The organism is Streptomyces sp. NBC_01446, assembly GCF_026340095.1.
GTDB classification, from domain to species: domain Bacteria; phylum Actinomycetota; class Actinomycetes; order Streptomycetales; family Streptomycetaceae; genus Streptomyces; species Streptomyces aureus.
In genome coordinates, this window is sequence record NZ_JAPEPO010000001.1 from 4,696,136 (window position 1) to 4,722,449 (window position 26,314).

The 26,314-nt window shown below is 70.5% G+C and carries 24 protein-coding genes; 15 read left to right on the forward strand and 9 right to left on the reverse strand.

All coding sequences use genetic code 11. The features are described 5' to 3' along the window. The first annotated feature begins 4 nt into the window (after positions 1-4). From rsmA to OG456_RS21175, 7 genes are all read left to right on the forward strand, one after another. Positions 5-868, forward strand: coding sequence for a 16S rRNA (adenine(1518)-N(6)/adenine(1519)-N(6))-dimethyltransferase RsmA (gene rsmA, locus OG456_RS21145; RefSeq protein ID WP_266563269.1), 864 nt, complete (start codon positions 5-7; stop codon positions 866-868). Continuing rightward, positions 865-1,764: a 4-(cytidine 5'-diphospho)-2-C-methyl-D-erythritol kinase gene (locus OG456_RS21150; protein ID WP_266563273.1), complete on the forward strand. Its 900-nt coding sequence runs from the start codon at positions 865-867 to the stop codon at positions 1,762-1,764. Before rsmA ends, OG456_RS21150 begins: the two co-directional genes overlap by 4 nt. Before the next feature lie 78 nt (positions 1,765-1,842). Beyond that, a complete protein-coding gene (locus OG456_RS21155) occupies positions 1,843-2,109 on the forward strand; it encodes a hypothetical protein (protein WP_266563277.1) in 267 nt (88 codons plus the stop codon). Positions 2,110-2,236: 127 nt separating this feature from the next. Continuing rightward, positions 2,237-4,057, forward strand: a complete 1,821-nt coding sequence (locus OG456_RS21160; protein ID WP_266563279.1) for an ABC-F family ATP-binding cassette domain-containing protein — start codon at positions 2,237-2,239, stop codon at positions 4,055-4,057. Between the two features lie 181 nt (positions 4,058-4,238). Beyond that, on the forward strand, positions 4,239-6,017 hold the full coding sequence (locus OG456_RS21165; RefSeq protein WP_266563281.1) for a PQQ-binding-like beta-propeller repeat protein: 1,779 nt from the start codon (positions 4,239-4,241) through the stop codon (positions 6,015-6,017). Positions 6,018-6,090: 73 nt separating this feature from the next. After that, positions 6,091-7,965 (forward strand): PQQ-binding-like beta-propeller repeat protein, encoded by a 1,875-nt coding sequence (locus OG456_RS21170; protein ID WP_266563283.1) that lies wholly within the window; start codon positions 6,091-6,093, stop codon positions 7,963-7,965. Between the two features lie 246 nt (positions 7,966-8,211). Next, positions 8,212-8,949 carry a response regulator transcription factor gene (locus OG456_RS21175; protein WP_266563285.1) on the forward strand — a complete coding sequence of 246 codons (738 nt, stop codon included), beginning with the start codon at positions 8,212-8,214 and terminating at the stop codon, positions 8,947-8,949. 22 nt (positions 8,950-8,971) lie between these two features. On the opposite strand, the gene OG456_RS21180 is transcribed toward OG456_RS21175, so the two are convergent. Next, the gene (locus OG456_RS21180; RefSeq protein WP_227295200.1) at positions 8,972-9,250 is read right to left on the reverse strand and encodes a hypothetical protein; all 279 of its coding nucleotides are present in this window, start codon (positions 9,248-9,250) and stop codon (positions 8,972-8,974) included. An 18-nt stretch (positions 9,251-9,268) separates the two neighbouring features. Further along, positions 9,269-10,951, reverse strand: a complete 1,683-nt coding sequence (locus tag OG456_RS21185; RefSeq protein ID WP_266563290.1) for a sodium:solute symporter family protein — start codon at positions 10,949-10,951, stop codon at positions 9,269-9,271. Between the two features lie 211 nt (positions 10,952-11,162). On the opposite strand from OG456_RS21185, the gene galT reads away from it, so the two are divergent. The 3 genes from galT to galK are packed head-to-tail and all read left to right on the forward strand — an operon-like array spanning position 11,163 to position 14,362. Then, positions 11,163-12,224 carry a galactose-1-phosphate uridylyltransferase gene (galT, locus tag OG456_RS21190; protein ID WP_266563292.1) on the forward strand — a complete coding sequence of 354 codons (1,062 nt, stop codon included), beginning with the start codon at positions 11,163-11,165 and terminating at the stop codon, positions 12,222-12,224. Beyond that, positions 12,221-13,186 (forward strand): UDP-glucose 4-epimerase GalE, encoded by a 966-nt coding sequence (galE, locus tag OG456_RS21195; protein WP_266563293.1) that lies wholly within the window; start codon positions 12,221-12,223, stop codon positions 13,184-13,186. The genes galT and galE overlap by 4 nt, the downstream gene beginning before the upstream one ends. Positions 13,187-13,189: 3 nt before the next feature. Then, entirely contained in the window at positions 13,190-14,362 is a 1,173-nt protein-coding gene (gene galK / locus OG456_RS21200; protein ID WP_266563295.1) for a galactokinase, read from the forward strand. Between the two features lie 315 nt (positions 14,363-14,677). On the opposite strand, the gene OG456_RS21205 is transcribed toward galK, so the two are convergent. After that, complete coding sequence (locus OG456_RS21205) at positions 14,678-15,133, reverse strand: GNAT family N-acetyltransferase (protein WP_266563297.1); 456 nt, start codon at positions 15,131-15,133, stop codon at positions 14,678-14,680. 266 nt (positions 15,134-15,399) lie between these two features. Here OG456_RS21205 and OG456_RS21210 point away from each other — a divergent pair, with 266 nt between their 5' ends. Continuing rightward, a complete protein-coding gene (locus OG456_RS21210; protein WP_116512544.1) occupies positions 15,400-16,149 on the forward strand; it encodes a response regulator transcription factor in 750 nt (249 codons plus the stop codon). A gap of 22 nt (positions 16,150-16,171) precedes the next feature. Here the strand turns inward: OG456_RS21210 and OG456_RS21215 are convergent, their stop codons facing one another. Then, on the reverse strand, positions 16,172-16,669 hold the full coding sequence (locus OG456_RS21215; protein ID WP_100596154.1) for a MarR family winged helix-turn-helix transcriptional regulator: 498 nt from the start codon (positions 16,667-16,669) through the stop codon (positions 16,172-16,174). Between the two features lie 89 nt (positions 16,670-16,758). Between OG456_RS21215 and OG456_RS21220 the strand changes: the two genes are divergently transcribed. The 3 genes from OG456_RS21220 (at position 16,759) to OG456_RS21230 (ending at position 19,697) form a co-directional block, all read left to right on the forward strand. Further along, positions 16,759-17,550: a trans-aconitate 2-methyltransferase gene (locus tag OG456_RS21220; protein WP_266563299.1), complete on the forward strand. Its 792-nt coding sequence runs from the start codon at positions 16,759-16,761 to the stop codon at positions 17,548-17,550. After that, positions 17,550-17,915: a VOC family protein gene (locus OG456_RS21225; protein WP_266563301.1), complete on the forward strand. Its 366-nt coding sequence runs from the start codon at positions 17,550-17,552 to the stop codon at positions 17,913-17,915. The genes OG456_RS21220 and OG456_RS21225 overlap by 1 nt, the downstream gene beginning before the upstream one ends. 87 nt (positions 17,916-18,002) lie before the next feature. After that, the gene (locus OG456_RS21230) at positions 18,003-19,697 is read left to right on the forward strand and encodes a multicopper oxidase family protein (RefSeq protein ID WP_266563303.1); all 1,695 of its coding nucleotides are present in this window, start codon (positions 18,003-18,005) and stop codon (positions 19,695-19,697) included. 27 nt (positions 19,698-19,724) lie between these two features. On the opposite strand, the gene OG456_RS21235 is transcribed toward OG456_RS21230, so the two are convergent. Together OG456_RS21235 and OG456_RS21240 are read right to left on the reverse strand one after the other, a co-directional pair. Continuing rightward, positions 19,725-20,408 carry a TetR/AcrR family transcriptional regulator gene (locus OG456_RS21235; protein WP_266563305.1) on the reverse strand — a complete coding sequence of 228 codons (684 nt, stop codon included), beginning with the start codon at positions 20,406-20,408 and terminating at the stop codon, positions 19,725-19,727. Beyond that, positions 20,405-21,400 (reverse strand): fatty acid desaturase, encoded by a 996-nt coding sequence (locus OG456_RS21240; RefSeq protein ID WP_266563307.1) that lies wholly within the window; start codon positions 21,398-21,400, stop codon positions 20,405-20,407. The genes OG456_RS21235 and OG456_RS21240 overlap by 4 nt, the downstream gene beginning before the upstream one ends. A gap of 273 nt (positions 21,401-21,673) precedes the next feature. On the opposite strand from OG456_RS21240, the gene ppc reads away from it, so the two are divergent. Further along, complete coding sequence (gene ppc / locus OG456_RS21245) at positions 21,674-24,412, forward strand: phosphoenolpyruvate carboxylase (protein WP_266563309.1); 2,739 nt, start codon at positions 21,674-21,676, stop codon at positions 24,410-24,412. Between the two features lie 31 nt (positions 24,413-24,443). Here the strand turns inward: ppc and OG456_RS21250 are convergent, their stop codons facing one another. From OG456_RS21250 to OG456_RS21260, 3 genes are all read right to left on the reverse strand, one after another. Continuing rightward, positions 24,444-24,899, reverse strand: a complete 456-nt coding sequence (locus OG456_RS21250; RefSeq protein WP_266563311.1) for a hypothetical protein — start codon at positions 24,897-24,899, stop codon at positions 24,444-24,446. Between the two features lie 95 nt (positions 24,900-24,994). Next, on the reverse strand, positions 24,995-25,591 hold the full coding sequence (pth, locus tag OG456_RS21255) for an aminoacyl-tRNA hydrolase (RefSeq protein WP_266563313.1): 597 nt from the start codon (positions 25,589-25,591) through the stop codon (positions 24,995-24,997). Positions 25,592-25,690: 99 nt separating this feature from the next. Further along, the gene (locus OG456_RS21260; RefSeq protein WP_266563315.1) at positions 25,691-26,278 is read right to left on the reverse strand and encodes a 50S ribosomal protein L25/general stress protein Ctc; all 588 of its coding nucleotides are present in this window, start codon (positions 26,276-26,278) and stop codon (positions 25,691-25,693) included. Between the last annotated feature and the right edge of the window lie 36 nt (positions 26,279-26,314).

Sequence of the window (26,314 nt, forward strand, 5' to 3'; positions counted from 1 at the left end):
GACCGTGAGCACCACTGACCCCCAGGGCCCCCTGCTTGGCCCCGCCGACATCCGCGAACTGGCGGCAGCCCTGGGCGTGCGGCCCACGAAACAGCGCGGCCAGAACTTCGTCATCGACGCCAACACGGTCCGCCGCATCGTCCGCACCGCGCAGGTCACCCCCGAGGACAACGTCGTCGAGGTCGGCCCCGGCCTCGGCTCGCTGACCCTGGCGCTCCTGGAGGCGGCGGCCCATGTCACCGCCGTCGAGATCGACGACGTGCTCGCCGCCGCGCTGCCCGCGACGATCGAGGCCCGCCTCCCGCAGAAGAAGGACGCCTTCGCGCTCGTCCACTCCGACGCGATGCAGGTACGCGAACTGCCGGGCCCCGCGCCCACGGCGCTCGTCGCGAACCTGCCCTACAACGTCGCCGTGCCGGTCCTGCTGCACATGCTCGACACGTTCCCCAGCATCGAGCGCACGCTCGTCATGGTGCAGGCCGAGGTCGCCGACCGCCTCGCGGCAGCCCCCGGCTCGAAGGTCTACGGCGTCCCGTCGGTCAAGGCCAACTGGTACGCGGACGTGAAGCGCGCCGGCTCCATCGGCCGGAACGTCTTCTGGCCCGCGCCGAACGTCGACAGCGGTCTCGTGGCCCTGGTCCGGCGCACCGAGCCGGTGGCGACGACCGCTTCCAAGCGCGAGGTCTTCGCCGTGGTCGACGCCGCCTTCGCCCAGCGCCGCAAGACCCTGCGCGCCGCCCTGTCCGGCTGGGCCGGATCGGCTGCCGCGGCCGAGGCCGCCCTGGTCGCGGCCGGTGTCTCCCCGCAGGCGCGCGGCGAGGCCATCACGGTCGAGGAGTTCGCACGGATCGCGGAGAACAAGCAGTGAGCGTGACGGTACGGGTCCCCGCGAAGGTCAACGTCCAGCTCGCGGTGGGCGCCGCCCGCCCCGACGGCTTCCACGACCTCGCCAACGTCTTCCTCGCCGTCGGCCTCCACGACGAGGTCACGGCGACCGCCGCCGACGAGCTGACCCTCACCTGCGAGGGCCCCGGCGCGGACCAGGTGCCGCTGGACCGCACCAACCTCGCGGCCCGCGCCGCGATCGCGCTGGGCGAGCGGTACGGGATCGAGCCCCGCGTCCACCTCCACATCGACAAGGACATCCCCGTCGCCGGCGGCATGGCGGGCGGCTCCGCGGACGCCGCCGGCGCGCTCGTGGCCTGCGACGCGCTGTGGGGCACCGGCGCCACCCGGGACGAACTCCTCGACATCTGCGCCGAGTTGGGCAGCGATGTGCCGTTCAGTCTGGTCGGCGGGGCGGCGCTCGGCACCGGACGCGGCGAGAAGCTTCAACTCCTGCCCGTGGGCGGCGAGTTCCGGTGGGTGTTCGCGGCCGCCGACGGAGGGCTCTCGACGCCCGCCGTGTACGGCGAGTTCGACCGCCTCGCTCAGGGGCGCGCGATCCCCGAGCCGGAGGCCTCGCCCGCCCTGCTCGACGCGCTGCGTTCCGGCGACGCGAGCGCGCTGGCCGCGACGCTCACGAACGACCTCCAGCCTGCCGCGCTCTCCCTGTTCCCCGCGCTGAAGGACACCCTCGACGCGGGCACGGCGGCGGGCGCCCTCGCGGGCCTGGTCTCCGGCTCGGGCCCGACCACGGCGTTCCTCTGCGCGGACGAGGAGTCGGCGCGGGCGGTCGCCGCCGCCCTCACGGCGTCCGGCACCTGCCGTTCCGTACGGGTCACGACGTCTCCGGCGCAGGGCGCGACGGTCGTCCAGCGCTGACGCAGCCGGACGTACTCACGGGTAACTGAGTACGTCCGCGCTGTCGGCCGCCACGGGCGCCGCGGCACCGTGGTCCCCATGACCACCGACACCACGAGCGCCCGGGACCGGCGCCGCAGACGCCGCCGTATCGGCCGCGGGCAGGTCCTCGTACCGCTCGGCGCGATCGCCCTCGTCGGGCTGCACTCCGCCCTCGCCACCCGTGGCCACCTCCTGCCTCCGCCCGCCGGCGGCGGCTGGCAGGGCAGGGTGGCGCGGCCGCGCGAGGTCGCCGCGGTGCTCAGCCGGGCCGGCGCAGGTCCCCGCAGCCGTGCCGCGCGACGGCGCGCCGCACGAAGGCCTTGAACGCGGCCGTCGCGAGCTCCTTCCCGGCTGCCCCGCCCGTATCCGCCGTCCCACCGAAGGCGCAGGCGGCCGGACCCCTCGCGGCGACTACGCTGGAAGACTGATCCATCCCCTTGTCAGGAGCGAAATGGCAGTCAACCTGGTCAATGTCGAGGCAGTCAGCAAGGTGTACGGCACCCGTGCCCTGCTCGACGGCGTATCGCTCGGCGTGTCCGAGGGGGACAGGATCGGTGTCGTCGGGCGTAACGGCGACGGCAAGACCACCCTCATCCGGATGCTCGCCAAGCTGGAGGACGCCGACACCGGCCGTGTCACACACAGCGGCGGCCTGCGTCTCGGCGTCCTCACGCAGCACGACTCCCTCGACCCCGAGGCGACCGTCCGGCACGAGGTCATCGGCGACCTCGCCGACCACGAGTGGGCGGGCAACGCCAAGATCCGTGACGTGCTCACCGGCCTCTTCGGCGGACTCGACCTGCCCGGCTTCCCGCAGGGCCTCGACACGGTCATCGCGCCGCTGTCCGGCGGCGAGCGCCGCCGCATCGCCCTCGCGAAGCTCCTCATCGGCGAGCCCGACCTGATCGTCCTCGACGAGCCCACCAACCACCTCGACGTCGAGGGCATCTCCTGGCTGGCGAGGCACCTCCAGGCCCGCCGCTCCGCCCTCGTCTGCGTGACCCACGACCGCTGGTTCCTCGACCAGGTCTGCACCCGCATGTGGGACGTGCAGAAGGGCGACGTCTTCGAGTACGAGGGCGGCTACAGCGACTACGTCTTCGCGCGCGCCGAGCGCGAGCGCATCGCGGCGACCGAGGAGACCAAGCGGCAGAACCTGATGCGCAAGGAACTGGCCTGGCTGCGCCGCGGCGCCCCGGCCCGCACCTCCAAGCCCCGCTACCGCATCGAGGCCGCCAACGAGCTCATCGCCGACGTGCCGGAGCCGCGCGACAAGAGCGAGCTGATGAAGTTCGCCAGCTCCCGGCTCGGCAAGACGGTCTTCGACCTCGAGGACGTCACCGTGCAGGCCGGGCCCAAGGTGCTCCTCAAGCACCTGACCTGGCAGCTCGGCCCCGGCGACCGCATCGGCCTCGTCGGTGTGAACGGCGCGGGCAAGACCTCCCTGCTGCGCGCCATGGCGCAGGCCGCCCGCACCGACGGCGAGGAGCAGCCCGCGGCGGGCCGCGTCGCCGTCGGCAAGACCGTGAAGCTCGCCTACCTCTCCCAGGAGGTCGCCGAGCTCAACCCCGAACTGCGCGTCATCCAGGCCGTGCAGCAGGTCCGCGACCGTGTCGACCTCGGCAAGGGCCGTGAGATGACCGCGGGCCAGCTCTGCGAGACGTTCGGCTTCAACAAGGAGAAGCAGTGGACGCCCGTCGGCGACCTGTCCGGCGGTGAGCGCCGCCGCCTCCAGATCCTGCGCCTGCTCATGGACGAGCCGAACGTCCTCTTCCTCGACGAGCCGACGAACGACCTCGACATCGAGACCCTCACGCAGCTGGAGGACCTCCTCGACGGCTGGCCCGGCTCCATGGTCGTGATCTCCCACGACCGGTTCTTCATCGAGCGCACCACGGACCGTGTGTTCGCGCTGCTCGGCGACGCCGCGCTGCGGATGCTGCCGCGCGGCATCGACGAGTACCTGGAGCGTCGCCGCCGCATGGAGGAGGCTGTCGCCGCCTCGATGACGGCCGCCGCCCCGGCCCCCGCCGCGGGCGCCCCGGAGAAGACGGTGTCCGCCGCGGACGCGCGTGCCGCGAAGAAGGAACTCCAGAAGATCGAGCGGCAGATGGACAAGATGTCCGAGAAGGAGACCAAGCTGCACGCACAGATCGCCGACAACGCCACGGACTTCGCGAAGGTGGCCAAGCTGGACGCGGAGCTTCGTGAACTGGTCGGGGAGCGCGAGGAGTTGGAGATGCGCTGGCTCGAGCTCGCGGAGGACGCGTGAAGCTCCAGTAACAGACCCATCACGGGCCGGTGCTCCCTTGGGAACAGGGGAGCGACCGGCCCGATGTGCTACTGCACAGGGTGATAGAAAGGTCGCTCTGGGAATTGCCTGAGAACGACCAGAGAACGTCCTGAAATCGACCAGGCGAGCAGACACATCAGTGAAGACGGGGGGAGCGCTGATGACTCAGCCGCCCAATCAGCCGCCGCAAGGCGGCTTCGGAGCACCACAGGATCCGCCGCAGCCGCCGGCCCAGCCGCCGCCGGCCCCGCAGCCCGGATACGGCTACCCGCAGCAGCCGGGCCCGTACGGCCAGCCCCCGCAGGGCGGCCCCTACGGTCAGCCGCAGCAGCCGGGTCCCTACGGTCAGCCCCAGCAGCAGCCAGGACCCTACGGTCAGCCTCCGCAGCAGCCCGGCCCGTACGGCGCGCAGCAGCCCGGCCCCTACGGGCAGCAGCCCCAGTACGGCTACCCGCAGCAGCAGCCCCCGTTCCCCGGTGGCCCCGCGGCCCCGGGCGGCGGCGGCAAGAACCCCTTCAAGGGCCGGACCGGGATCATCGTGGCCGCCGCGGTGGCCGTCGTCGTGATCGCCGGCGGTGTGGTGTGGGCGGTCGTGGGCGGCGGTGACGACAAGAAGAAGGACCCGGTCGCCGACAAGAGCCAGGACCCCAAGCCCACCGGCTCCGCGCCGGTCGACCCGGGTGACGGCTCCGGTGACGGACGCGACGGCAAGGAGGACCTCAACGCGGGCCGCCAGGCCGGTGAGTCGAAGGTCCTCTGGTACAAGACGGCCCCCAAGGCCCCCGGTGACGGCGCGGACGCGCCCGGCATGTGGGTCACCGACACGCTCGCCGCGAAGGCGGTCTACAACGAGCTCGTCGCGTACAACATCTCGGACGGCAAGCCGAGTTGGCCGACGATCACGCTGCCGCACAAGATCTGCGGCGCCAGCGTGCAGAAGTCGGACGACGACAAGGTCGCCATCGCGTACATGAGCGGCGTCACCGACCGGGCCAAGTGCAACCAGGTCCAGCAGATCGACCTGAAGACCGGCAAGAAGGACTGGGAGAAGAAGATCCCCGAGGGGGACCTCTTCGACGGCACCGGTAGCGGCGTCGAACTCACGTACGCGGGCAGCACGTTGATGGTCGGCCGCCAGATGTCGGGCCTCGGCCTGAGCGTCAGCGACGGCAAGCAGCTCTTCGAGAAGAAGAAGTACGGCGCGGCCTGCTTCCCCGGCGCGTTCGCCGGTGGCGAGCGCCTCCTGGCCGTCTCCTCCTGCGGTGCCTCCACGGACAAGGAGCACGACGAGATCCAGGAGCTGGACCCGGCGACGGGCAAGGCGAAGTGGACCAAGCCGTTCCCCAAGGGCTGGAAGGTCGCCCGCGCCTACTCCGTCTCGCCGGTCGTCCTCTACCTCAGCAACGAGGACAAGAAGCAGTGGAACATCACCACGCTGAAGGACGGCAGCAGCGCGGTGCGTTCCGAGGTCTCGGTCGACGAGGACTTCGCGCCCGAGTGCGGCTGGGCGATCCTCGACCGTGACCTCCAGGGCTGCACGGGCGTCGCGGCCGACACCAACACCCTGTACCTGCCGACCAAGGCCACCAGCGGCACCGCCAACGAGGTCGTCGCGATCAGCCTGGAGACCGGCAAGGAGCGCTGGCGCGCGAAGTCGCCGGTGGCGCAGAACATGCTGCCGCTGAAGACCTCGGGCGGCGCGGTGATCGCCTACGTCAATGCCTCGTACGACGCCGGAGGCCGGGTCGTGTCGATCGCGACGGCGGGCTCGCACACGCCGAAGACCCTGCTGCAGAACCCGGCGGGAACCGCGCAGATCGAGAACGGCTTCTACTCCAAGGCGATCGACTACGTCGACGGGCGCTTCTACATCTCCACGACGCGTCTGTCCGGCACCGCCAAGGGCGAGGAGAAACTGATGCTGGCGTACGGCAAGTGACCGCCGCAGCCCCAGTGTCCGCCCACCGCACCGCCGCCCGCTCCTTCTCCCCGTCACCCGAGGTACAGACGTCATGACGCAGCCGCCCCAGCCGCCCAACGAGCCGCCGCAGGGCCCGCCGCCGGTGGGCTTCGGCAAGCCGCAGGACCCGCCGCCCGGAGGGTTCGGCGCCCCGCAGGACCCCCCGCCCGGAGGGTTCGGCGCGCCCATGCCGCCGCCCCCGCCCGGCCAGCAGCCCGGCTACGGCTACCCGCAGGCGCCCCAGACGCCGCCCCCGGCGCAGCCGCCCGCCCAGCCGCCGACGCCGCCGCAGGGCCAGCCCGGGGGGTACGGCCACCCGCAGCCGCCGGCCCCCAACTACGGTTACCCGCAGGCTCCCCAGGGCCAGCCGCCGACGCCCCCGCAGGGCTACGGCTACCCGGGCCAGCAGCCGCCGCAGTACGGCGCCTACCCGCCGCCGGTCACCACGCCCATGCAGGCGGCGGGCGGCGGTGCCGGCAAGAAGATCAGCTCCCAGATGATGATCATCATCGGCGCTGTGGTCGCGGTCGCCCTGATCTTCGGCGGCGGCGTCTGGTACTCGGCGTCGTCCGGTGACGACAAGACCGACGCCAGCACCGCGGGCCCGACCGGTGGCACCGGCGGCAAGGGCGGCGGCGGGGACAAGGGCGGCTCCGGCGGCACCACCACGGGCGGCGCGAGCAAGGAGAAGGTCCCGGGGAACACCAGTTCCCAGGTCCTCTTCCAGCTGCCCCAGCACGAGGTGCCCAAGGACGAGGTGTTCAGCACCAAGGGCTCCTGGCTCACGGACACGACGTACGCCAAGGCGGGTGTGGGCGAGATCAACGGCTACGCCGCGGACACCGGCAAGAAGGCCTGGACGCTCCCGCTGCCCGGCCAGACGTGCGGCGGCGCCCCCGAGGTCACCCAGGACGGCCTGAGCGCGGTCATCAGCGAGGCGGCCCCGCGCAAGCCGAAGGAGTACGAATACCAGCCGTGCACCAAGATCACGGTCTTCAACGTCGACACGGGCAAGAAGCTGTGGACGAAGAGCGTCGGCAGCGGCGGGCGTGACATCCCGTTCAAGGAGCTGTCGATCACCGGCTCCACGCTGGCGGTCGGCGGCGGCTACGACGGCGGCGCGGCCTTCGACATCAAGTCGGGCAAGATCCTGTGGCAGCCGCAGACCGGCTCCTGCGAGGACGTCGGCTACCGCGGCGGCGAGCAGCTGGTCGCCGTGCGCAAGTGCGGTGACTACGGCGACGAGAAGCACCAGGTGCAGCTCCTCGACCCGGCGACGGGCAAGCCGAAGTGGACCTACAAGATCCCGGCCGACGTGAACGTCATCTCCGTCGTCTCCACCAAGCCGGTCACCTTCGTGATCGCCACCGGCGAGGAGGTCGAGATGTCGGACCTGTTCTCCCTCGACGACACCGGCAAGCTGCGCGCCAAGGTCTCGCTGGAGAAGGACCGGTACGACTTCGACTGCGAGGTCGGCGAGATGCACGGCTGCCGTGGCATCACGGTCGGCAACGACCGCGTCTACATGCCGACCCGCGAGCACGACGGCGGCGGCACGTCCGGCCAGACCAACGAGATCGTGTCGTTCTCCCTGGCGAACGGCCAGCTCACCGGCGACCGCGTCGACGGCGGCGAGTACACGCTCTTCCCGGTCCGCATGGACGGCGGGAACGTCCTGGCGTACAAGGACGGCCCCTACGACAAGGGCGCCGAGATCGTCACGATCGACCCGAAGACGCTGAAGCAGAAGACGCTCCTGGTCACTCCGGCGACGGAGACCGTGACCAGCGTCATCAGCAGCATGACCCCCACCCAGTCCGAACTGCTCTACACCAACGGCAGGCTGGCCATGGGCAAGGAACTGATCTCCAAGCCGTACTCGGCGGACGAGAAGGAGTACGAGGCCGTGGTCTTCGCGGCGAAGTGACTCCGGGCCGCTCACCGCGGCCACGCGACGGCCCCGCACCCGGACAGGGTGCGGGGCCGTCGGCATATGCGCCCGCCGCCGGGAGATTCCGGCATTCCGGGTCACTTCTCACCAGTAGGGGAAGCGCAACGCCGAACGAGCGTGTAGCTTCCGGGAGATGGAGGAGGTCGGGGAGTCGGGGGGCTTTCCGCACCAAGGGGGTTCTGGGGGTCCCACGGGATCCCGGGGATGTGGGGGGATGGCTCTATGGGTGTGCGGCTCATGGTGGTCGACGACCATCGTCTGCTCGCCGAGGCGCTCGCCTCGGCTCTCAAGCTGCGCGGGCACCGGGTGCTCGCGGCGGCCGCGCCCGCCGCGGGAGCGGCCGAGCTGGTGATCTCGAGGGCGCCCGAGGTCTGTCTCATCGGTACGGCGACGCCCGCGGAGCCGGGCATCTTCGACCCGATCGTGCGCATCAAGCGGGAGCGCCCGCAGGTGGCGGTGGTCGTCCTCGGGCCCGTGCCGTCACCGCGCGGGATCGCGGCGGCGTTCGCGGCCGGCGCCTCCGGCTACGTACGGCACGACGAGCGGATCGAGGGGGTCGAGCGCGCCCTGATGAAGGCGCGGGCGGGAGAGGCGGCCGTGGCGCCGCAGCTGCTGCAGGGGGCCTTCAGCGAGCTGCTCAATCCGGCCGCGCAGCCCGACGACGAGGGGCAGCGGCTCCTGCAGATGCTGACGCCGCGCGAGGTCGAGGTCCTGGTGCGGGTCGCGGACGGCGAGGACACCCGGCTGATCGCGGCCGGCATGGGCATCGCCCCGAGCACGGCCCGTACGCATGTGCAGCGGGTCCTGATGAAGCTGGGAGTCGGCTCGCGGCTGGAGGCGGCGGCGCTGGCCGCGCGCACGGGGCTCCTCGACCGGGCGGGGCCGGTGCAGGTGACGGGCCACGCCGACGACGCCGACCACCCGGACATGCCGCAGGGGCCGGAGTCACCTGTGCGGTGAACTCCGGCCCCTGGCGCGCTGGTTACTCGGCGGCGTCGGGCGTCGGCGGGGCCGTCGGCCGCAGCTTCAGCCACACCAGGAAGAACAGCCCGAGGGCGAGCATGCCGAGGCCCGTCCACAGGTTGATGTTGATGTTCTCGGCCTTCTTCAGGTCCGCGTCGGACGCCGTGATGCCGGCGATGGTGACGATGACCCCGTAGACCGCGAACAGTCCGCCGATGATGCGCCGGATGTCGAAGAGCCGCGCCGCGGTCGCGGACTTGCGCTCCAACTCGGTGACTTCGTTGTGGAGTTCAGACATGGTTGATCGCGCCTCCGATCAGAGGGAGAAGGGGACGTAGCACAGCGCTGCGAGGACGATCGCGCCCCAGCCGAGCAGTGCGGGCTTGCGGTACCAGGCGTCGTCGCCCTCGGCGGGCGGCTCCTCCAGGCCCGGCGCCGTCGTCCCGTACACGAGGCCCGCGAGCTCGGCCTCCGGCTTGGGCGCGGTGAACAGGGTGACGACGACCATGACGACCGCACCGGCGACGAAGCCGACGATCGCGGACACGAAGTTGGCGCCCTGGTCGGTCGGGATGTCGATGACGCCCTGCTTGTAGATCCAGAAGTAGTTGACCATCGCGGCGGTGGTGCCCGCGAGCAGGCCCCACACGCCGGACTTCACCGAGGCGCGCTTCCAGAACATGCCGATGATGAAGACGACGAACATCGGGACGTTGAAGAACGAGAACAGCGTCTGGAGGTAGCCCATGATGTTCGAGAACGACGAGGCGATGAACGCCGTGCCGATCGACGCGAGGACACCGACGGCCGTGATGAGGCGGCCGAACTTCAGGTAGTACGCGTCGGGCTTGCCGGTCTTCACGTACTTGGCCCAGATGTCGTACGTGAACACGGTGTTGAAGGACGACACGTTCGCCGCCATGCCCGCCATGAACGCGGCGAGCAGACCGGTCACCGCGATGCCGAGCACGCCGTTGGGCAGCAGCTCCTGCATCAGGTACGGGATCGCGTCGTTGTACGTCAGACCCGAACCGGCCATGCCGATCTTCGGCACGAGCACCGCGGCGACCATGCCCGGGATCATCACCAGGAAGACGATGAAGATCTTCGGGAACGCGGCGATGAGCGGGGTGCGCTGGGCGGCGGACAGGTTCTTCGCGGACAGGGCGCGCTGCACCTCGGCGAAGTTCGTCGTCCAGTAGCCGAAGGAGAGCACGAAGCCCAGGCCGAGGATGATCGTCAGCCAGTTCGCGCCGAGCGGGTTGGCCTCACCGATGCCCGTACCGCCCCAGGCGGAGAGGAAGTTGTCGCCGTGCGCGCTCTTCAGGGAGTCGGTCATGCCGCCCCAGCCGCCGACCCGCTTGAGGCCGATGATGCAGAGGGGGATGAGCGCGGCGAGGATCACGAAGAACTGGAGGACCTCGTTGTAGATCGCCGAGGAGAGTCCGCCGATGGTGATGTACGCGAGCACGAACAGACCGGCGACGACGATCGCCAGCCACTGCGGCCAGCCGAGCAGCGCCTCCACGACGATCGACAGGGCGTACAGGTTCACGCCCGCGATCAGGATCGCCGCGAAGGCGAAGAGTATGGAGCTCAGCAGGTGCGCGCTCTTGTCGAACCGCTGGAGCAGGTACTCGGGGACCGAGCGCACCTTGGAGCGGTAGTAGAAGGGCATCATCACGAGGCCCAGGAAGACCATCGCCGGGATGGCGCCGATCCAGTACCAGTGGACGACCGAGACGCCGTACTGCGCGCCGGTCGCCGCCATGCCGAGGATCTCGGTGGCGCCCAGGTTGGCCGCGACGAACGCCAGACCGGTCACCCAGGCGGGCAGGGAGCGGCCCGAGAGGAAGAAGTCGAGGCTGGTCTTCACGGAGCGCCGGGCGGCGAACCCGATGCCGAGGACCACGGCGAAGTAGATCGCCAGGATCGCGTAGTCGAGGCCGTTGGTGGGCAGCCGGAGCCCCGCGGCCAGGGTTTGTGTGGGGGACAGCATGGAGAACTCGCTTCGTTGCGCGAACTGATCAGACCGGAACCTACGCTTCTATGTTCAATAAATGAACACTTCTGCTGAGGTTCTTTGTTTGATTGTGATGCGAGTGACACGCCACGCACCGAAGGATGCGGCCGCGGTCTTGACCATCCCGTTGAAGCGTGCTTTGTTATGTTTGATTATGTTGAGTTGATGCGAGTGAGGAGCATCGGACGTGAAGAAGACGTCGACCCGGCTCGCCGACGGTCGCGAGCTCATCTACTACGACTCGCGTGACGACGTCGTGCGGGACGCGGAGGACCGGCGTCCGCTGGACCCCGTCGCCTCCTCCTCGCAGATCCGCCGTGACCCCCTCCTCGGGGACAGCGTCGCCATCGCCTCGCACCGCCAGGGCCGCACCTACCACCCGCCGGCCGACGAGTGCCCCCTGTGCCCGTCCGAGGGCGACCGGCTCAGCGAGATCCCCGACTCCTCGTACGACGTGGCGGTCTTCGAGAACCGCTTCCCCTCGCTCGCCGGGGACGCCGGCCGCTGCGAGGTCGTCTGCTTCACCTCCGACCACGCGTCGTCCTTCGCCGACCTCACCGAGGAACAGGCCGGGCTCGTCCTGGAGGCCTGGACCGACCGCACCGCCGAGCTGTCCCACCTGGACTCCGTGGAACAGGTGTTCTGCTTCGAGAACCGAGGCGCCGAGATCGGCGTCACCCTCGGCCACCCGCACGGCCAGATCTACGGCTACCCGTTCACCACCCCGCGCACCGCCCTCATGCTGCGCTCGCTCGCCGAGCACAAGGAGCAGACCGGCGGCCGCAACCTCTTCGACGACGTACTCGCCGAGGAGCGCACCGGCGAGCGGGTCGTCCTGGAGGGCGACCACTGGGTGGCCTTCGTCCCGTACGCGGCCCACTGGCCCTACGAGGTGCACCTCTACCCCAAGCGCCGCGTGCCCGACCTGCTCGCCCTCGACGACGGCGCGCGCACAGAGTTCCCCCAGGTTTATCTGGAACTCTTGAGGCGCTTCGACCGGCTCTTCGGAACGGGGGAGTCCCCGACGCCGTACATCGCCGCCTGGCACCAGGCGCCGTTCGGCACCCTGGACGACTTCTCCGGCGTCCAGCGGGACGACTTCGCGCTTCACCTCGAGCTTTTCACCATCCGCCGCACTTCCGGCAAGCTGAAGTTTCTCGCGGGTTCCGAATCCGGCATGAGCGTGTTCATCAACGACGTGCCGCCGGAGACCGCGGCCGAGAGACTGCGAGAGGTAGCGAGTACATGAGCGGGAAGTACCTGGTCACCGGCGGTGCGGGATATGTGGGCAGCGTGGTCGCGCAGCACCTGGTCGAGGCGGGGCACGACGTCACCGTCCTCGACAACCTCTCGACCGGCTTCCGTGAGGGCGTGCCCGCCGGGGTGACGTTCGTCGAGGGCGACATCCGCGACGCCGCCAAGTGGCTCGACCCGTCCTTCGACGCCGTCCTGCACTTCGCCGCGTTCTCCCAGGTCGGCGAGTCCGTCGTGAAGCCCGAGAAGTACTGGGACAACAACGTCGGCGGCACCATGGCGCTGCTCGCCGCGATGCGCTCGGCGGACGTCCGCAAGCTCGTCTTCTCCTCCACGGCGGCGACGTACGGGGAGCCCGTCAGCACCCCCATCACCGAGTCCGACCCCACCGCCCCCACCTCGCCGTACGGCGCCTCCAAGCTCGCCGTCGACCACATGATCACCGGGGAGGCGGCCGCGCACGGGCTGGCCGCCGTGTCGCTGCGCTACTTCAACGTGGCGGGTGCCTACGGCAGCTGCGGCGAGCGCCACGACCCCGAGTCGCACCTCATCCCGCTCGTCCTCCAGGTCGCCCAGGGCCGGCGCGACGCGATCTCCGTCTACGGCGACGACTACCCGACGCCCGACGGCACGTGTGTGCGCGACTACATCCACGTCGCCGACCTCGCCGAGGCCCACCTGCTCGCCCTGGACGCCGCCCGCCCCGCAGAGCACCTCATCTGCAACCTCGGCAACGGCAACGGCTTCTCCGTGCGCGAGGTCATCGAGACCGTCCGCCAGGTGACCGGCCACCCGATTCCCGAGGTCACCGCCCCGCGCCGCGGCGGCGACCCGGCCGTCCTCGTCGCCTCGGCCGCTACCGCGCGCGAGCGCCTCGGCTGGAACCCGTCCCGCGCGGACCTCGCGGGAATCGTCGCCGACGCCTGGGCCTTCGCCCAGGCACGCCAGGAGGGGTAAGTCATGTCCGTCGCCTCGCAGTTCAGCGATCTGTACGGATACGAGCCCGAGGGGGTCTGGGCCGCGCCCGGACGCGTGAACCTCATCGGCGAGTACACCGACTTCAATGAGGGCTTCGTGATGCCGCTCGCGCTGCCGCACACCGCGGTGGCCGCCGTCGCGCGCCGCACCGACGGCATCCTGCGGCTGCACTCCGCGGACATCGACGCGCCGATCGCCGAACTGCGGGCCGACGAACTGACCCCGCTCTCCGAGTTCGGGCAGGGCGGCTGGGCCGCGTACCTGGCGGGCGTCGTATGGGCGCTGCGCGAGGCCGGGCACACCGTCACCGGCGCCGACATCCACCTCGCGTCGACCGTGCCGACCGGCGCGGGCCTGTCCTCGTCTGCCGCGCTCGAGGTCGTCACGGCCCTCGCGCTCAACGACCTGTTCGAACTGGGGCTCACCGGGCCCGAGTTGGCGCGGATCGCGCAGCGCGCGGAGAACGACTTCGTGCGCGTGCCCTGCGGGATCATGGACCAGATGGCGTCGGCGTGCGCCACCGAGGGACACGCCCTGCACCTGGACTGCCGCGACCTGTCCGTCCGCCAGGTCCCCTTCGACCTGGCCGCCCACGGCCTCCAGCTCCTCGTCGTCGACACCCGCGTCAAGCACGAGCTCGGCGACGGCGCGTACGCGGAGCGCCGCGCGGGCTGCGAAGAGGGCGCCCGCGCGCTCGGCGTCTCCCACCTGCGCGACGTGTCCTACGCCGAACTGCCTCAAGCGCTCGCCAGGTTGGCGGACCTCACCGACGAGCGGATCGTGCGCTACGTCCGCCACATCGTCTGCGACGACCACCGCGTCGAGCGGGTCATCGAGCTCCTCGACGCCGGCGACGTACGGGCGATCGGCCCGGTCCTCACCGAGGGCCACGTCTCGCTCCGCGACGACCTGCGCATCTCCTGCGCCGAGCTGGACCTGGTCGTCGACACCGCGAACGCGGCGGGCGCGCTCGGCGCCCGGATGACCGGCGGCGGCTTCGGCGGCTCGGCGATCGTCCTGGTGGAGGAGCCTGACGCGGAGGCGGTGACGAAGTCGATCACGGAGGCGTTCGCCGCGGCGGGCCGCACGGCGCCACGAGTCTTCCCGGCGGTCCCGTCAGCAGGAGCCCACAAACTCACTCCAGCGGCTTCGTAGGCGTGAACTCCCTGATCCCCGGCCCACGGCCGGGGATCAGCCGAGCCGCTTCGTAAGGGTGAACTCCTTGATCCCCGGCTACCCGTCAGGGATCAGCCGAGCCGCTTGGTGAAGCGTGAGCTCCTTGATTCCCGACTGCCCGCCGGGGATCACGCAGACGAGTTCGTGGCCGTGCTGGCGGTAGAAGCCCGGCGCCTGGCTGTGTCTCACAGTGCGCTTCGCGCACGGGCCCAGGTCTCCTCGCGTGGGCGGGGTGTGTTCAGCCGTGCCGCTTCGTAAGGGTGAACTCCTTGAGCCCCGGCTACCCGTCAGGGATCAGCCGAGCCGCTTGGTGAGCGTGAACTCCTTGATTCCCGGCGGGTAGTCGGGGATCACGCACACCAGCTCGTAGCCGTGCTGGCGGTAGAAGCCCGGCGCCTGGAAGTCCCAGGTCTCCACTCGGGCGCCGCGGCAGGCGCGGTCCTCGTGGGCGATGCGTTCCGCCTCTGCGAGGAGGCGGGAGCCCAGGCCCTTCGTGCGGTGGCGGTCGTCCACCCAGAGCAGGTTCACGTGGAGCCAGGTCGCCCAGGTGTGTCCGTCCAGGCCGCCGGCGATCTCGCCGCTCTCGTCCAACGCCCAGACCTGGAGCGGAACTTCGCGGTCCTCGGACGTTCCGCGCAGCGCCCTGAGCTCCACCGACGCCGCGGTATTCGCCTCACGCAGCCGGAAGTGAAGAAGATCGCGCCGCTGTTTGTCGACTTCTGTCTCAATACGAAACATACGCCTCACCATAAACGCGCAGGCCAATCAGTTCTGCAAATTGCCTTCCGCTCCTGGCCCGCGGCCCTACTCTGAGGGGCAGCGCCGGTGGGGGCCGGTGCTGTTCAGGGGGCGAGACAGTCGGGTACGCGCCCGGAGCGGGGGTAGCGGTACGAGCACGGCGGCGGCCGTGCGACCGCGACGACCTGCCTCTTCGGGCGCCGTACTCGTGCCGGACAGCCTCCCGGCGCCGGGGAATCCCCTGCTCCGCGAGGAGCTTGGGGGAGGGGGTTATACACGTGGTTCGCATCCGAGTCCTGGTCGTCGACGACCACCGCATCTTCGCCGAGTCGCTCGCCGCGGCTCTCGCCGCCGAGCCCGACGTGGACGTGTCCGCGGCCGGCAGCGGCCCCGCCGCACTGCGCTGCATGGACCGCGCGGCGGCGGAAGGGCGCCGTTTCGACGTCCTCCTCGTGGACGCCGACCTGGGGGCGGCCCTGCACGGCCCGCGCCCGGCGACGGCCGTGCCCGACGCGGCGCCCGGCCAGGACGGCCTGGTCGACGGGATCTCCCTGGTGGCGGGCGTCCGTTCGGGCCAGCCCACCGTCCGGACGGTGGTCCTCGCCGAGAAGGACGACCCGCGCCGCGCGGCCCTCGCGCTCCAGGCGGGCGCCTCCGGCTGGGTCGCCAAGGACTGCTCGCTCTCGCGGTTGCTCACGGTCATCCGGGGTGTCCTGCGCGACGAGACGCATCTGCCGCCCGCCCTGCTCACGAGCGTCCTGCGGGAGCTGACCGCGGCCCGCAAGCACCGCACCGATTCGGAGCGCCTGGTGGAGTCCCTGACGCCGCGTGAGCGCGAGGTGCTGCGCTGCATGGTCGCGGGCCTCGGCCGCAAGGCGGTCGCCGAGCGTCTCTTCCTGTCCCCGCACACGGTCCGTACGCACATGCAGAACGTGCTCGGCAAGCTCGGGGTACACTCCACGCTCGCGGCGGTGGCTCTGGCGCGCAGGGCCGGAGTCGGGCCCGCGGATCTGGAAGCGGCGTCGTAGGGGAACGCGTACGACTGAGGCCCTAGCCGGGGATGTTGTCGAACGGCGCGGTCAACTGCCGCAGCAAGCCCGCCAGTTCACCGCGCTGGGTGCGGGACAGCTCCGCGAGGATCGCCCGCTCCTGCGCGAGGAGGCCGGCGAGTGCCTGGTCGGCGCGGTCCTGCCCCTCGGTGGTCAGCCGGACGAGGACGCCGCGCCGGTCACTCGGGTCGGGGAGGCGCTCGACGAGACCCTTCTTGGCGAGCCGGTCGATACGGTTCGTCATCGTGCCGGAGGTGACGAGGGTCTGGGTGAGGAGCTGCCCGGGGGAGAGCTGATAGGGGGCGCCGGCCCGCCGCAGGGACGTCAGTACGTCGAACTCCCACGGCTCCAACTGGTGCTCGGCGAACGCCAGGCGCCGGGCCCGGTCGAGATGACGCGCCAGCCTGCTGACCCGACTGAGCACCTCGAGGGGCTCCACGTCGAGGTCAGGGCGCTCTCGACGCCACGCTGCGACCAGCCGGTCGACCTCGTCCTCCATGACGATCAGTCTAGTGGGTCCCTCGACATGAAGTCTCTTGAATTCAACTATCTTGACATCGAGATAAATGCGGGAGGATCCTGGCCGCCATGAGCGCACCCACCTGGGACCCGCAGCAGTATCTCCGGCACGCGGACCACCGCACACGCCCTTTCGCCGATCTCCTCGCCCGCGTCCAGGGCGACCCGGTGAGGATCGCCGACCTCGGCTGCGGCGCCGGCAACGTCACCGCCCTGCTCGCCGAGCGCTGGCCGAAGGCCAGGATCACCGGCTACGACAACTCCCCGCAGATGCTGGAGAAGGCCGCCGCCCACGCTACCGACCTGCTCGACTTCGCCCCCGCCGACGCGGCCACCTGGATCCCCGGCGAGCCCTTCGACCTGATCGTCTCCAACGCCCTGCTCCAGTGGGTCCCCGGCCACACGGGCCGCTTCCCCGAGTGGCTCGCCGGCCTCACCCCCGGCGGCACCTTCGCCTTCCAGGTCCCCGGCAACTTCGACGCCCCCAGCCACGTCCTGATGCGCGAACTCGCACAGTCGGCGCGGTGGCGGGACCGGCTCGGCGACACACTGCGCCACGCGGACGCCGTCCACACCCCGGAGCAGTACCTGAACGAGCTCACCGCGCTCGGCTGCCACGCGGACGTCTGGGAGACGACGTATCTGCATCTCCTCCAGGGCGAGGACCCCGTCCTCGACTGGGTCAAGGGCACGGGCCTGCGCCCCGTCCTGACCGCCCTCGCGGACGACCCGGGGGCCACCGGCGCGTTCCTGACCGCCTACCGCGCCCTGCTCCGCACCGCCTACCCCGCGACACCCCACGGCACGGTCTTCCCCTTCCGCCGACTCTTCGCGGTGGCCCGCAAGCCGGCCGACGCCTGATGCTCCGGGCCCTGGACCACGTACAGCTCGCCGCCCCGGCGGGATCGGAGGACGCGCTGCGCCGGTTCTACGGGGACGCGCTCGGTATGACTGAGACGCCGAAGCCTCCGGCGCTGGCGGCGCGCGGGGGCTGCTGGTTCGAAGCGGGCCAGGTGCGGCTGCACCTGGGGATCGAGCGGGACTTCCGGCCGGGCCGCAAGGCCCACCCGGGGCTGCGGGTCACGGGGATCGAGGCGTACGCGGCGCGGCTCGCGGCGCACGGTGTGCGGATCACCTGGGACGGGGACCTGCCGGGCCACCGCCGGTTCTACGCCGACGACCCGGTGGGCAACCGGCTCGAATTCCTCGAACCGGTCGCGCCCTGAGCCGGCACGTGCCCAGACCCGGTCCGGCGGCGGGACACGCCGTCTCGGTGTGCACACATCTCATCACAAAACATGTGTTATTTGGCTATGCATGCATATACGCGACGCAGCCTGCTCGCTGCCTCGATCGCGGCCGTCGGTTCGGCAGCCCTGTCAGCCTGTTCCGGGGCCGGTTCCGGAACCGGCCCCGCGGCTCCTCACTCCGGGTTGGCTCCTCACCCGGAGTCCGCTCCCCATCCCGAGGCCGGTTCGCACGCGCGGACCGGGATCTCGGACCACGGCGGACGCCCCTTCGTCCCCAAGGGGCCCAAGGGATACGTGAATCCGTCCGATCCCGAGGTCCTCGCTGCCGAGCGGGCCCGCAGGTCCGGCCACCTGCGCAGGTACAGGCTCACCGCCGCCGAGACGTCCCTCGACCTCGGCGGGCCGACCGTCAGGTCATGGGCGTACGGCGACTCGCTGCCCGGCAGGGAGGTCCGCGTCACCGCGGGCGACGTCCTCGATCTCACGCTCGCCAACCACCTGCCCGTGGCGACGACCCTGCACTCGCACGGCGTCCGTATGCGCTGCGACATGGACGGCGTACCGGGCCTGACCCAGTACCCGATCCAGCCCGGCGCGGACTTCCACTACCGCTTCGCCGTGACGCACCCGGGCACGTACTGGATGCACTCGCATTCGGGACTGCAACTCGACCGCGGTTTGTACGCCCCGCTGATCGTCGAGGACCCCAGTGAGCCCTTGTCCTACGACAAGGAATGGGTCGTCGTCCTCGACGACTGGGTCGACGGCGTGGGCGGCTCCACCCCGGACGACGTGCTCGCACAGCTGCACCACGGCAGCGTGCGGATGGGTACGGACATGGGGGAGGGCGGTGAGGGTGGCGGTTCCGGTCGCGACCTGTCCGGCGGCGCGCACACCTCGGGCCGCGGCAGGCCCGCGGGCCCCGACCGCGTCCTACGGCACTCCGGCAGCCGTCGGCTGCACAGTGTGGGCGGCAATGTCGACTACCCGTTCTACCTGGTCAACGGCCGCATCGCGCAGGCTCCTTCGGTCTTCCGGGCCCGCCCCGGGGACCGCATCCGGCTGCGCATCATCAACGCTGGGGGCGACACGGCCTTCCGGGTGGCACTGGGTGGCCACGCGATGACGGTGACGCACACCGACGGTTACCCGGTCGAACCCATGGAGACGGACGCGCTGCTGCTCGGCATGGCCGAACGCTACGACGTGCTGATCACCGCACAGGACGGGGTGTTCCCGCTGGTCGCGTTGGCCGAGGGCAAGGACGCGAGAGCCCTGGCCGTCCTGCGCACCGGCAGCGGGCGAGCCCCCGGGCCCGGCGTACATCCGCAGGAGCTCGACGGCCGGATCGTGCCGGCCACGCGCCTCGTGCCCCAGGATTCCGTAGCCCTCAGCGACCGCCGACCGGACCGCGAGATGCGCATCAAGCTGACCGGCGGCATGAGGAGGTTCGACTGGGGCTTCGATCACCGGCCCTACTCCATCGAGCGACGCCGCCCGATCCGGGAGGATGAGCGGGTCCGCCTGAGCCTCATCAACACCACCGACATGTGGCACCCCGTGCACCTGCACGGCCATACCTTCGCCCTCAGTGGCATCGACGCATGCGGAGCTCGCAAGGACACCGCCTACGTGCTGCCGCACCGCAAACTCGTCGTCGATTTCCACGCCGACAACCCGGGCCTGTGGATGCTCCACTGCCACAACCAGTACCACTCCGAATCCGGGATGATGACCGTCCTCGGCTACCAGAAGTGACGGCGCTTTCTCGGACCGCGACGCGGTCTAAGCCTTGCGCCGCCCGATCAGATGCGGGTTCGCCTCCATGCCGTCCAGGCCGTGCCACGCCAGATTCACCAGGTGCGCCGCGACCTCGGCCTTCTCCGGCTTACGGGCGTCCAGCCACCACTGGCCCGTCAGAGCGACCATGCCGACCAGCGCCTGCGCGTACAGCGGCGCCAGCTTCGGGTCGAAGCCGCGGTTCTTGAACTCGCGGCCCAGGATGTCCTCGACCTGCGTCGCGATGTCGGAGATCAGCGAGGCGAAAGAGCCCGTGGACTGCGGGATGGGGGAGTCGCGTACCAGGATGCGGAAGCCGTCCGTGTACTCCTCGATGTAGTCGAGGAGCGCGAAGGCGGCCTGCTCGCACAGTTCCCGCGGATGCCCGGCCGTCAGCGAGCCGGTCACCATGTCGAGGAGCTGGCGCATCTCACGGTCCACGACGACCGCGTACAGGCCCTCCTTGCCGCCGAAGTGCTCGTACACCACCGGCTTGGAGACCCCGGCCTTGGCCGCGATCTCCTCCACCGACGTGCCCTCGAAGCCCTTCGCGGCGAAGAGGGTGCGACCGATCTCGAGCAGTTGCTGGCGGCGTTCCGCACCGGTCATCCGGGTGCGGCGCGCGCGCCGGGGCTTGTTGTTGCCGGCTGGGCTCGCAGTGTTCGGATCGGTCGCCACATGCTCCATCATGCCGCGTCAGCGGCCTGCGGCTTGCGGCGGGAGGCGATCCGCTCCTTCGACGGCCAGCGCACGTCGTGCGCCCAGCCCAGCTGCTCGAACCAGCGGATCAGCCGCGCGGACGAGTCCACCTGGCCGCGCATGACACCGTGCCGCGCCGACGTCGGGTCCGCGTGGTGCAGGTTGTGCCACGACTCGCCGCACGACAGGACCGCCAGCCACCACACGTTGCCGGACTTGTCACGCGACTTGAACGGGCGCTTGCCCACCGCGTGGCAGATCGAGTTGATCGACCACGTGACGTGGTGCAGAAGCGCCACCCGTACCAGCGAGCCCCAGAAGAACCCGGTGAACGCGCCCCACCACGACATCGTCGCCAGACCGCCGATCAGCGCCGGCAGAGCCAGCGAGAGCATCGTCCAGAAAATGAACTGACGCGAGATCGCCCTTATGGCGGGATCGTTCACCAGATCGGGTGCGTACTTCTCCTGCGACGTCTGCTCCTCATCGAACATCCAGGCGATGTGCGCCCACCACAAGCCCTTCATCAGCGCGGGCAGCGTCTCGCCGAACCGCCACGGCGAGTGCGGGTCACCCTCCGCGTCGGAGAACTTGTGGTGCTTGCGGTGATCCGCCACCCAGCGCACGAGAGGACCCTCGACCGCCATCGAGCCGGCGACGGCCAACGCGATCCGCAACGGCCGCTTCGCCTTGAAGGAACCGTGCGTGAAGTACCGGTGGAAGCCGATCGTGATGCCGTGGCAGCCCAGGTAGTAGAAGAACACCATCAGGCCGAGGTCCAGCCAGCTCACACCCCAGCCCCAGGCCAGCGGCACCGCCGCGACCAGCGCCAGGAACGGGACGGTGATGAAGAGCAGCAGCGCGAGCTGCTCCAGCGAACGCTTCTGCTCACCGCCGAGCGTGGCGGAGGGCAGCGGAGCGCCGGTCGAGTCACTCGACGACGCCTCCGGGACGTCATCGATCAGATCGGGGCTTGGTGTCATGGGGCGTCCCCTGTGGGGTCGAGGTCGAGAACGGGGATGTGGTGCCGGGGAGTGGCACGGAGAACTTTTACTACGCGTCCGTAACCTACGGCGTCGTAAGTATGGCAGCGCGCAGGCCAGCGGCAAGAGGCCCGGAAACGGTCCGACCGGGCGGACACCTATCCTTGGAAACGGTCGGACAGCGCGGTCCGCTCTGTATCTCCACCCGGGACTCATACCCGGATCCCGGGTTTTCCTCCCAGACGTGCTTCAACACTGCAAGGAGCCGCACCTGTGAGCAGTGCCGACGACCAGAGCCGTGAGGCCACTTCCAGCGCCGAGCTGCGCGCCGACATCCGCCGACTCGGCGACCTCCTCGGCGAGACGCTCGTACGCCAGGAGGGCCCCGAGCTCCTCGAACTGGTCGAAAAGGTCCGCCGCCTCACCCGGGAGGACGGCGAGGCCGCCGCCCGCCTGCTCGGCGACACGGAACTGGAGACCGCGGCCAAGCTGGTCCGCGCCTTCTCGACGTACTTCCATCTGGCGAACGTGACCGAGCAGGTCCACCGAGGCCGCGAGCTGCGCGCCCGCCGCGCCGCCGAGGGCAGCCTCCTCGCGCGCACCGCCGACCGGCTCAAGGACGCCGACGCCGACCACCTGCGCGAAACGGTCCGGAACCTGAACGTACGGCCGGTGTTCACCGCCCACCCGACCGAGGCCGCCCGGCGTTCCGTCCTCAACAAGCTGCGCCGCGTCGCCGCACTCCTCGAGACCCCCGTCATCGAGGCCGACCGCCGCCGCTACGACACCCGCCTCGCCGAGAACATCGACCTGGTGTGGCAGACCGACGAACTGCGCGTCGTGCGGCCCGAGCCCACCGACGAGGCACGCAACGCGATCTACTACCTCGACGAGCTGCACGCCGGCGCCGTCGGTGACGTCCTCGAGGACCTCACCGCCGAGCTGGAGCGCGTCGGCGTCACCCTGCCCGACGCCACCCGCCCCCTCACCTTCGGCACCTGGATCGGCGGCGACCGCGACGGCAACCCGAACGTCACCCCCGCCGTCACCTGGGACGTCCTGATCCTCCAGCACGAGCACGGCATCAACGACGCCCTGGAGCTCATCGACGAGCTGCGCGGCTTCCTGTCGAACTCGATCCGCTACACCGGCGCCACCGAGGAACTCCTCGCCTCCCTCCAGGACGACCTGGAGCGCCTCCCGGAGATCAGCCCCCGCTACAAGCGCCTCAACGCCGAGGAGCCCTACCGGCTCAAGGCCACCTGCATCCGGCAGAAGCTGGAGAACACCAAGGAGCGCCTCGCCAGGGGCACCGCGCACGTGGACGGCCGCGACTACCTCGGCACCGGCGAGCTCCTCCAGGACCTCACGCTCATCCAGACGTCCCTGCGCGAGCACCGCGGCGCCCTGTTCGCCGACGGCCGGATGAACCGCACCATCCGCACGCTCGCCGCGTTCGGCCTCCAGCTCGCCACCATGGACGTACGCGAGCACGCCGACGCCCACCACCACGCCCTCGGTCAGCTCTTCGACCGGCTCGGCGAGGAGTCCTGGCGCTACGCCGACATGCCCCGCGAGTACCGCCAGAAGCTCCTCGCCAAGGAACTCAGGTCCCGCAGGCCCCTCGCCCCCTCGCCCGCACCCCTCGACGCCGCGGGCGAGAAGACTCTCGGTGTCTTCCACACCGTCAAGCGCGCCCTCGACGTCTTCGGACCCGAGGTCATCGAGTCGTACATCATCTCGATGTGCCAGGGCGCCGACGACGTGTTCGCCGCCGCCGTCCTCGCCCGCGAGGCCGGACTCGTCGACCTGCACGGCGGCTGGGCCAAGATCGGCATCGTGCCGCTCCTGGAGACCACCGACGAACTGCGCGCCGCCGACGTCATCCTCGACGAGATGCTCGCCGACCCGTCCTACCGGCGCCTCGTCGCCCTGCGCGGCGACGTCCAGGAAGTCATGCTCGGCTACTCGGACTCCTCCAAGTTCGGCGGCATCACCACCTCCCAGTGGGAGATCCACCGCGCCCAGCGCCGGCTGCGCGACGTCGCCCACCGCTACGGCGTGCGCCTGCGCCTCTTCCACGGCCGCGGCGGCACCGTCGGCCGAGGCGGCGGCCCCTCGCACGACGCGATCCTCGCCCAGCCGTGGGGCACCCTCGAGGGCGAGATCAAGGTGACCGAGCAGGGCGAGGTCATCTCCGACAAGTACCTCGTGCCGTCCCTGGCCCGCGAGAACCTCGAACTCACCGTGGCCGCCACCCTCCAGGCATCCGCGCTGCACACCGCGCCCCGCCAGTCCGACGAGGCCCTCGCCCGCTGGGACGCGGCCATGGACGTCGTCTCCGACGCCGCGCACGCCGCGTACCGCAAGCTGGTCGAGGACCCGGACCTGCCGGCCTACTTCCTCGCCTCCACCCCCGTCGACCAGCTCGCCGACCTGCACCTCGGCTCGCGGCCCTCACGCCGCCCCGACTCCGGCGGCGGCCTCGACGGCCTGCGGGCCATCCCGTGGGTGTTCGGCTGGACCCAGTCGCGGCAGATCGTGCCCGGCTGGTTCGGCGTCGGCTCCGGACTCAAGGCCCTGCGCGAGGCCGGTCTCGGCACCGTCCTCGACGAGATGAGCGAGCAGTGGCACTTCTTCCGCAACTTCCTGTCGAACGTCGAGATGACGCTCGCCAAGACGGACCTGCGGATCGCCCGGCACTACGTCGACACGCTCGTCCCCGACGAGCTCAAGCACGTCTTCGCCGACATCGAGGCGGAGCACGAGCTGACCGTACGAGAGGTGCTCCGCATCACCGGCGGCCAGGAACTCCTGGACACGCAGCCGGTGCTCCAGCAGACCTTCTCGATCCGCGACGCCTACCTGGACCCGATCTCGTACCTCCAGGTGGCCCTGCTCAAGCGTCAGCGTGACGACGCGGCCGCCGGCTCCGAGCCGGACCCGCTGCTCGGGCGGGCGCTCCTGCTCACCGTGAACGGAGTGGCGGCGGGCCTGCGCAACACGGGCTGATCACTCCGACGGGACGATGGATGACGGCAGTTCACCAGGTGAGCGTCGCGAACGCGACACTCAGCAACGCGATCCCGGTGGCTGCCGTCACCCATGCCCAGCGCGTCAGACGCAGCCCGCCCGCGATCACCACGGCGGCCAGCAGCAGCGCACCGCCCAGCGGGACCCACGCGTGGAAGAACCCCGCAGCACCCGTGCGCACCACCTCGCCCGTGCCGGGCTTCACCACCACGGGGATACGCGCGCCCTTCTTCTCCGCGATCGACCGGGCGATGACGACGCGGTCGCGGGGCTGCGAACCCGGCGACAGGGGCGCGTAAGGGCCGGTGCACGTGTCGTCGGTGCACCGCGTCACCGTCATCGTGCCGCGCTCACGGCCCTTGGTGAGCATCACGTGCTGAGCCGACGCCCAGGATGCCCGGACGCCGGCGATCAGGATCAGCAGGGCCACGACCGTCATCGCGGCCCGCCGGGTGTACGAGAGCATGGCGGCGATCCTTGGCCATGGCCCCGCGAAGAGTCAAGAAGAGCCGGCCGGCCCCGGGCGAGATGCCCCGTGACCTGTCGAGATGCCCGGTGAACTCAGGAGTTGTACGCGCTCTGCGCCCGCTCCAGGCCCTCCGTGACCAGACACTCCACCGAGTCCGCCGCCCGGTCCACCAGGTAGTCCAGCTCCTTGCGCTCCGTCGACGAGAAGTCCTTCAGAACGAAGTCCGCGACCTGCATACGCCCCGGCGGACGCCCGATCCCGAACCGCACCCGGTGATAGTCCGCACCCATCGACTTCGTGATCGACTTCAGACCGTTGTGCCCGTTGTCGCCACCGCCCACCTTCAGCCGCATCGTCCCGTAGTCGATGTCCAGCTCGTCATGGATCGCCACGATATTGCCGACCGGCACCTTGTAGAAGTCCCGCAGACCCGTCACCGGACCACCCGACACGTTCATGAACGACATCGGCTTCGCCAGGATCACCCGGCGGTTCTGCGGACCCGGCGCACCGATCCGCCCCTCAAGGACCTGCGCCTGCGCCTTGCCGGCCCGTTTGAACTTGCCGCCGATCCGCTCCGCGAGCAGATCGGCCACCATGAAGCCCACGTTGTGCCGGTTCATCGCGTACTCGGGCCCGGGGTTCCCGAGACCCACGATGAGCCAGGGGGCAGTGGCATCGGTCGTCATCGGGACCGCGTCTCCTCACGTACAACAGACGGACACGAACATGAAAAACGGGGTGGCGGGCCGCAGTGGCCCGCCACCCCGTCAAGCAGAGCGTACGGCTCAGGCCTCGGCGCCCTCGGCCTCGGCGGACTCCGCAGCCGGCTCCTCGGCCTGCGCGGCCAGGATCTGGATGACGACGGCGTCGGGGTCCGTGACCAGGGTCGTACCGGCCGGCAGCGGGACGTCCTTGGCGTGGATGGCGTCGCCGCCCTCCAGGCCCGCGATCGACACGGTGACGGAGGTCGGGATGTGCGTGGCCTCGGTCTCGACGGACAGCGTGTTCAGCACGTTCTCGACGAGGAAGCTGCCCGGGGCCAGGTCGCCCTCGGTCTCGACCGCAACCTCGACCGTGACCTTCTCGCCGCGCTTGACGGTCAGCAGGTCGACGTGGACCAGGTAACCCTTGATGGCGTCACGCTGGACGGCCTTCGGGATCGCCAGCTCGGTCTTGCCGTCGACGTCCAGCGACAGCAGGACATTCGCGGTACGCAGGGCGAGCAGCAGCTCGTGGCCCGGCAGCGTCACGTGAACCGGCTCGGCGCCGTGACCGTAGATGACACCGGGAACCTTGTTCTCACGGCGGATGGCGCGGGAAGCACCCTTGCCGAACTCGGTACGGACCTCGGCGGCAAGCTTGATCTCAGCCATGTGCACTCCTCGTAGAAAAGGGGAAAGGTGGTCACC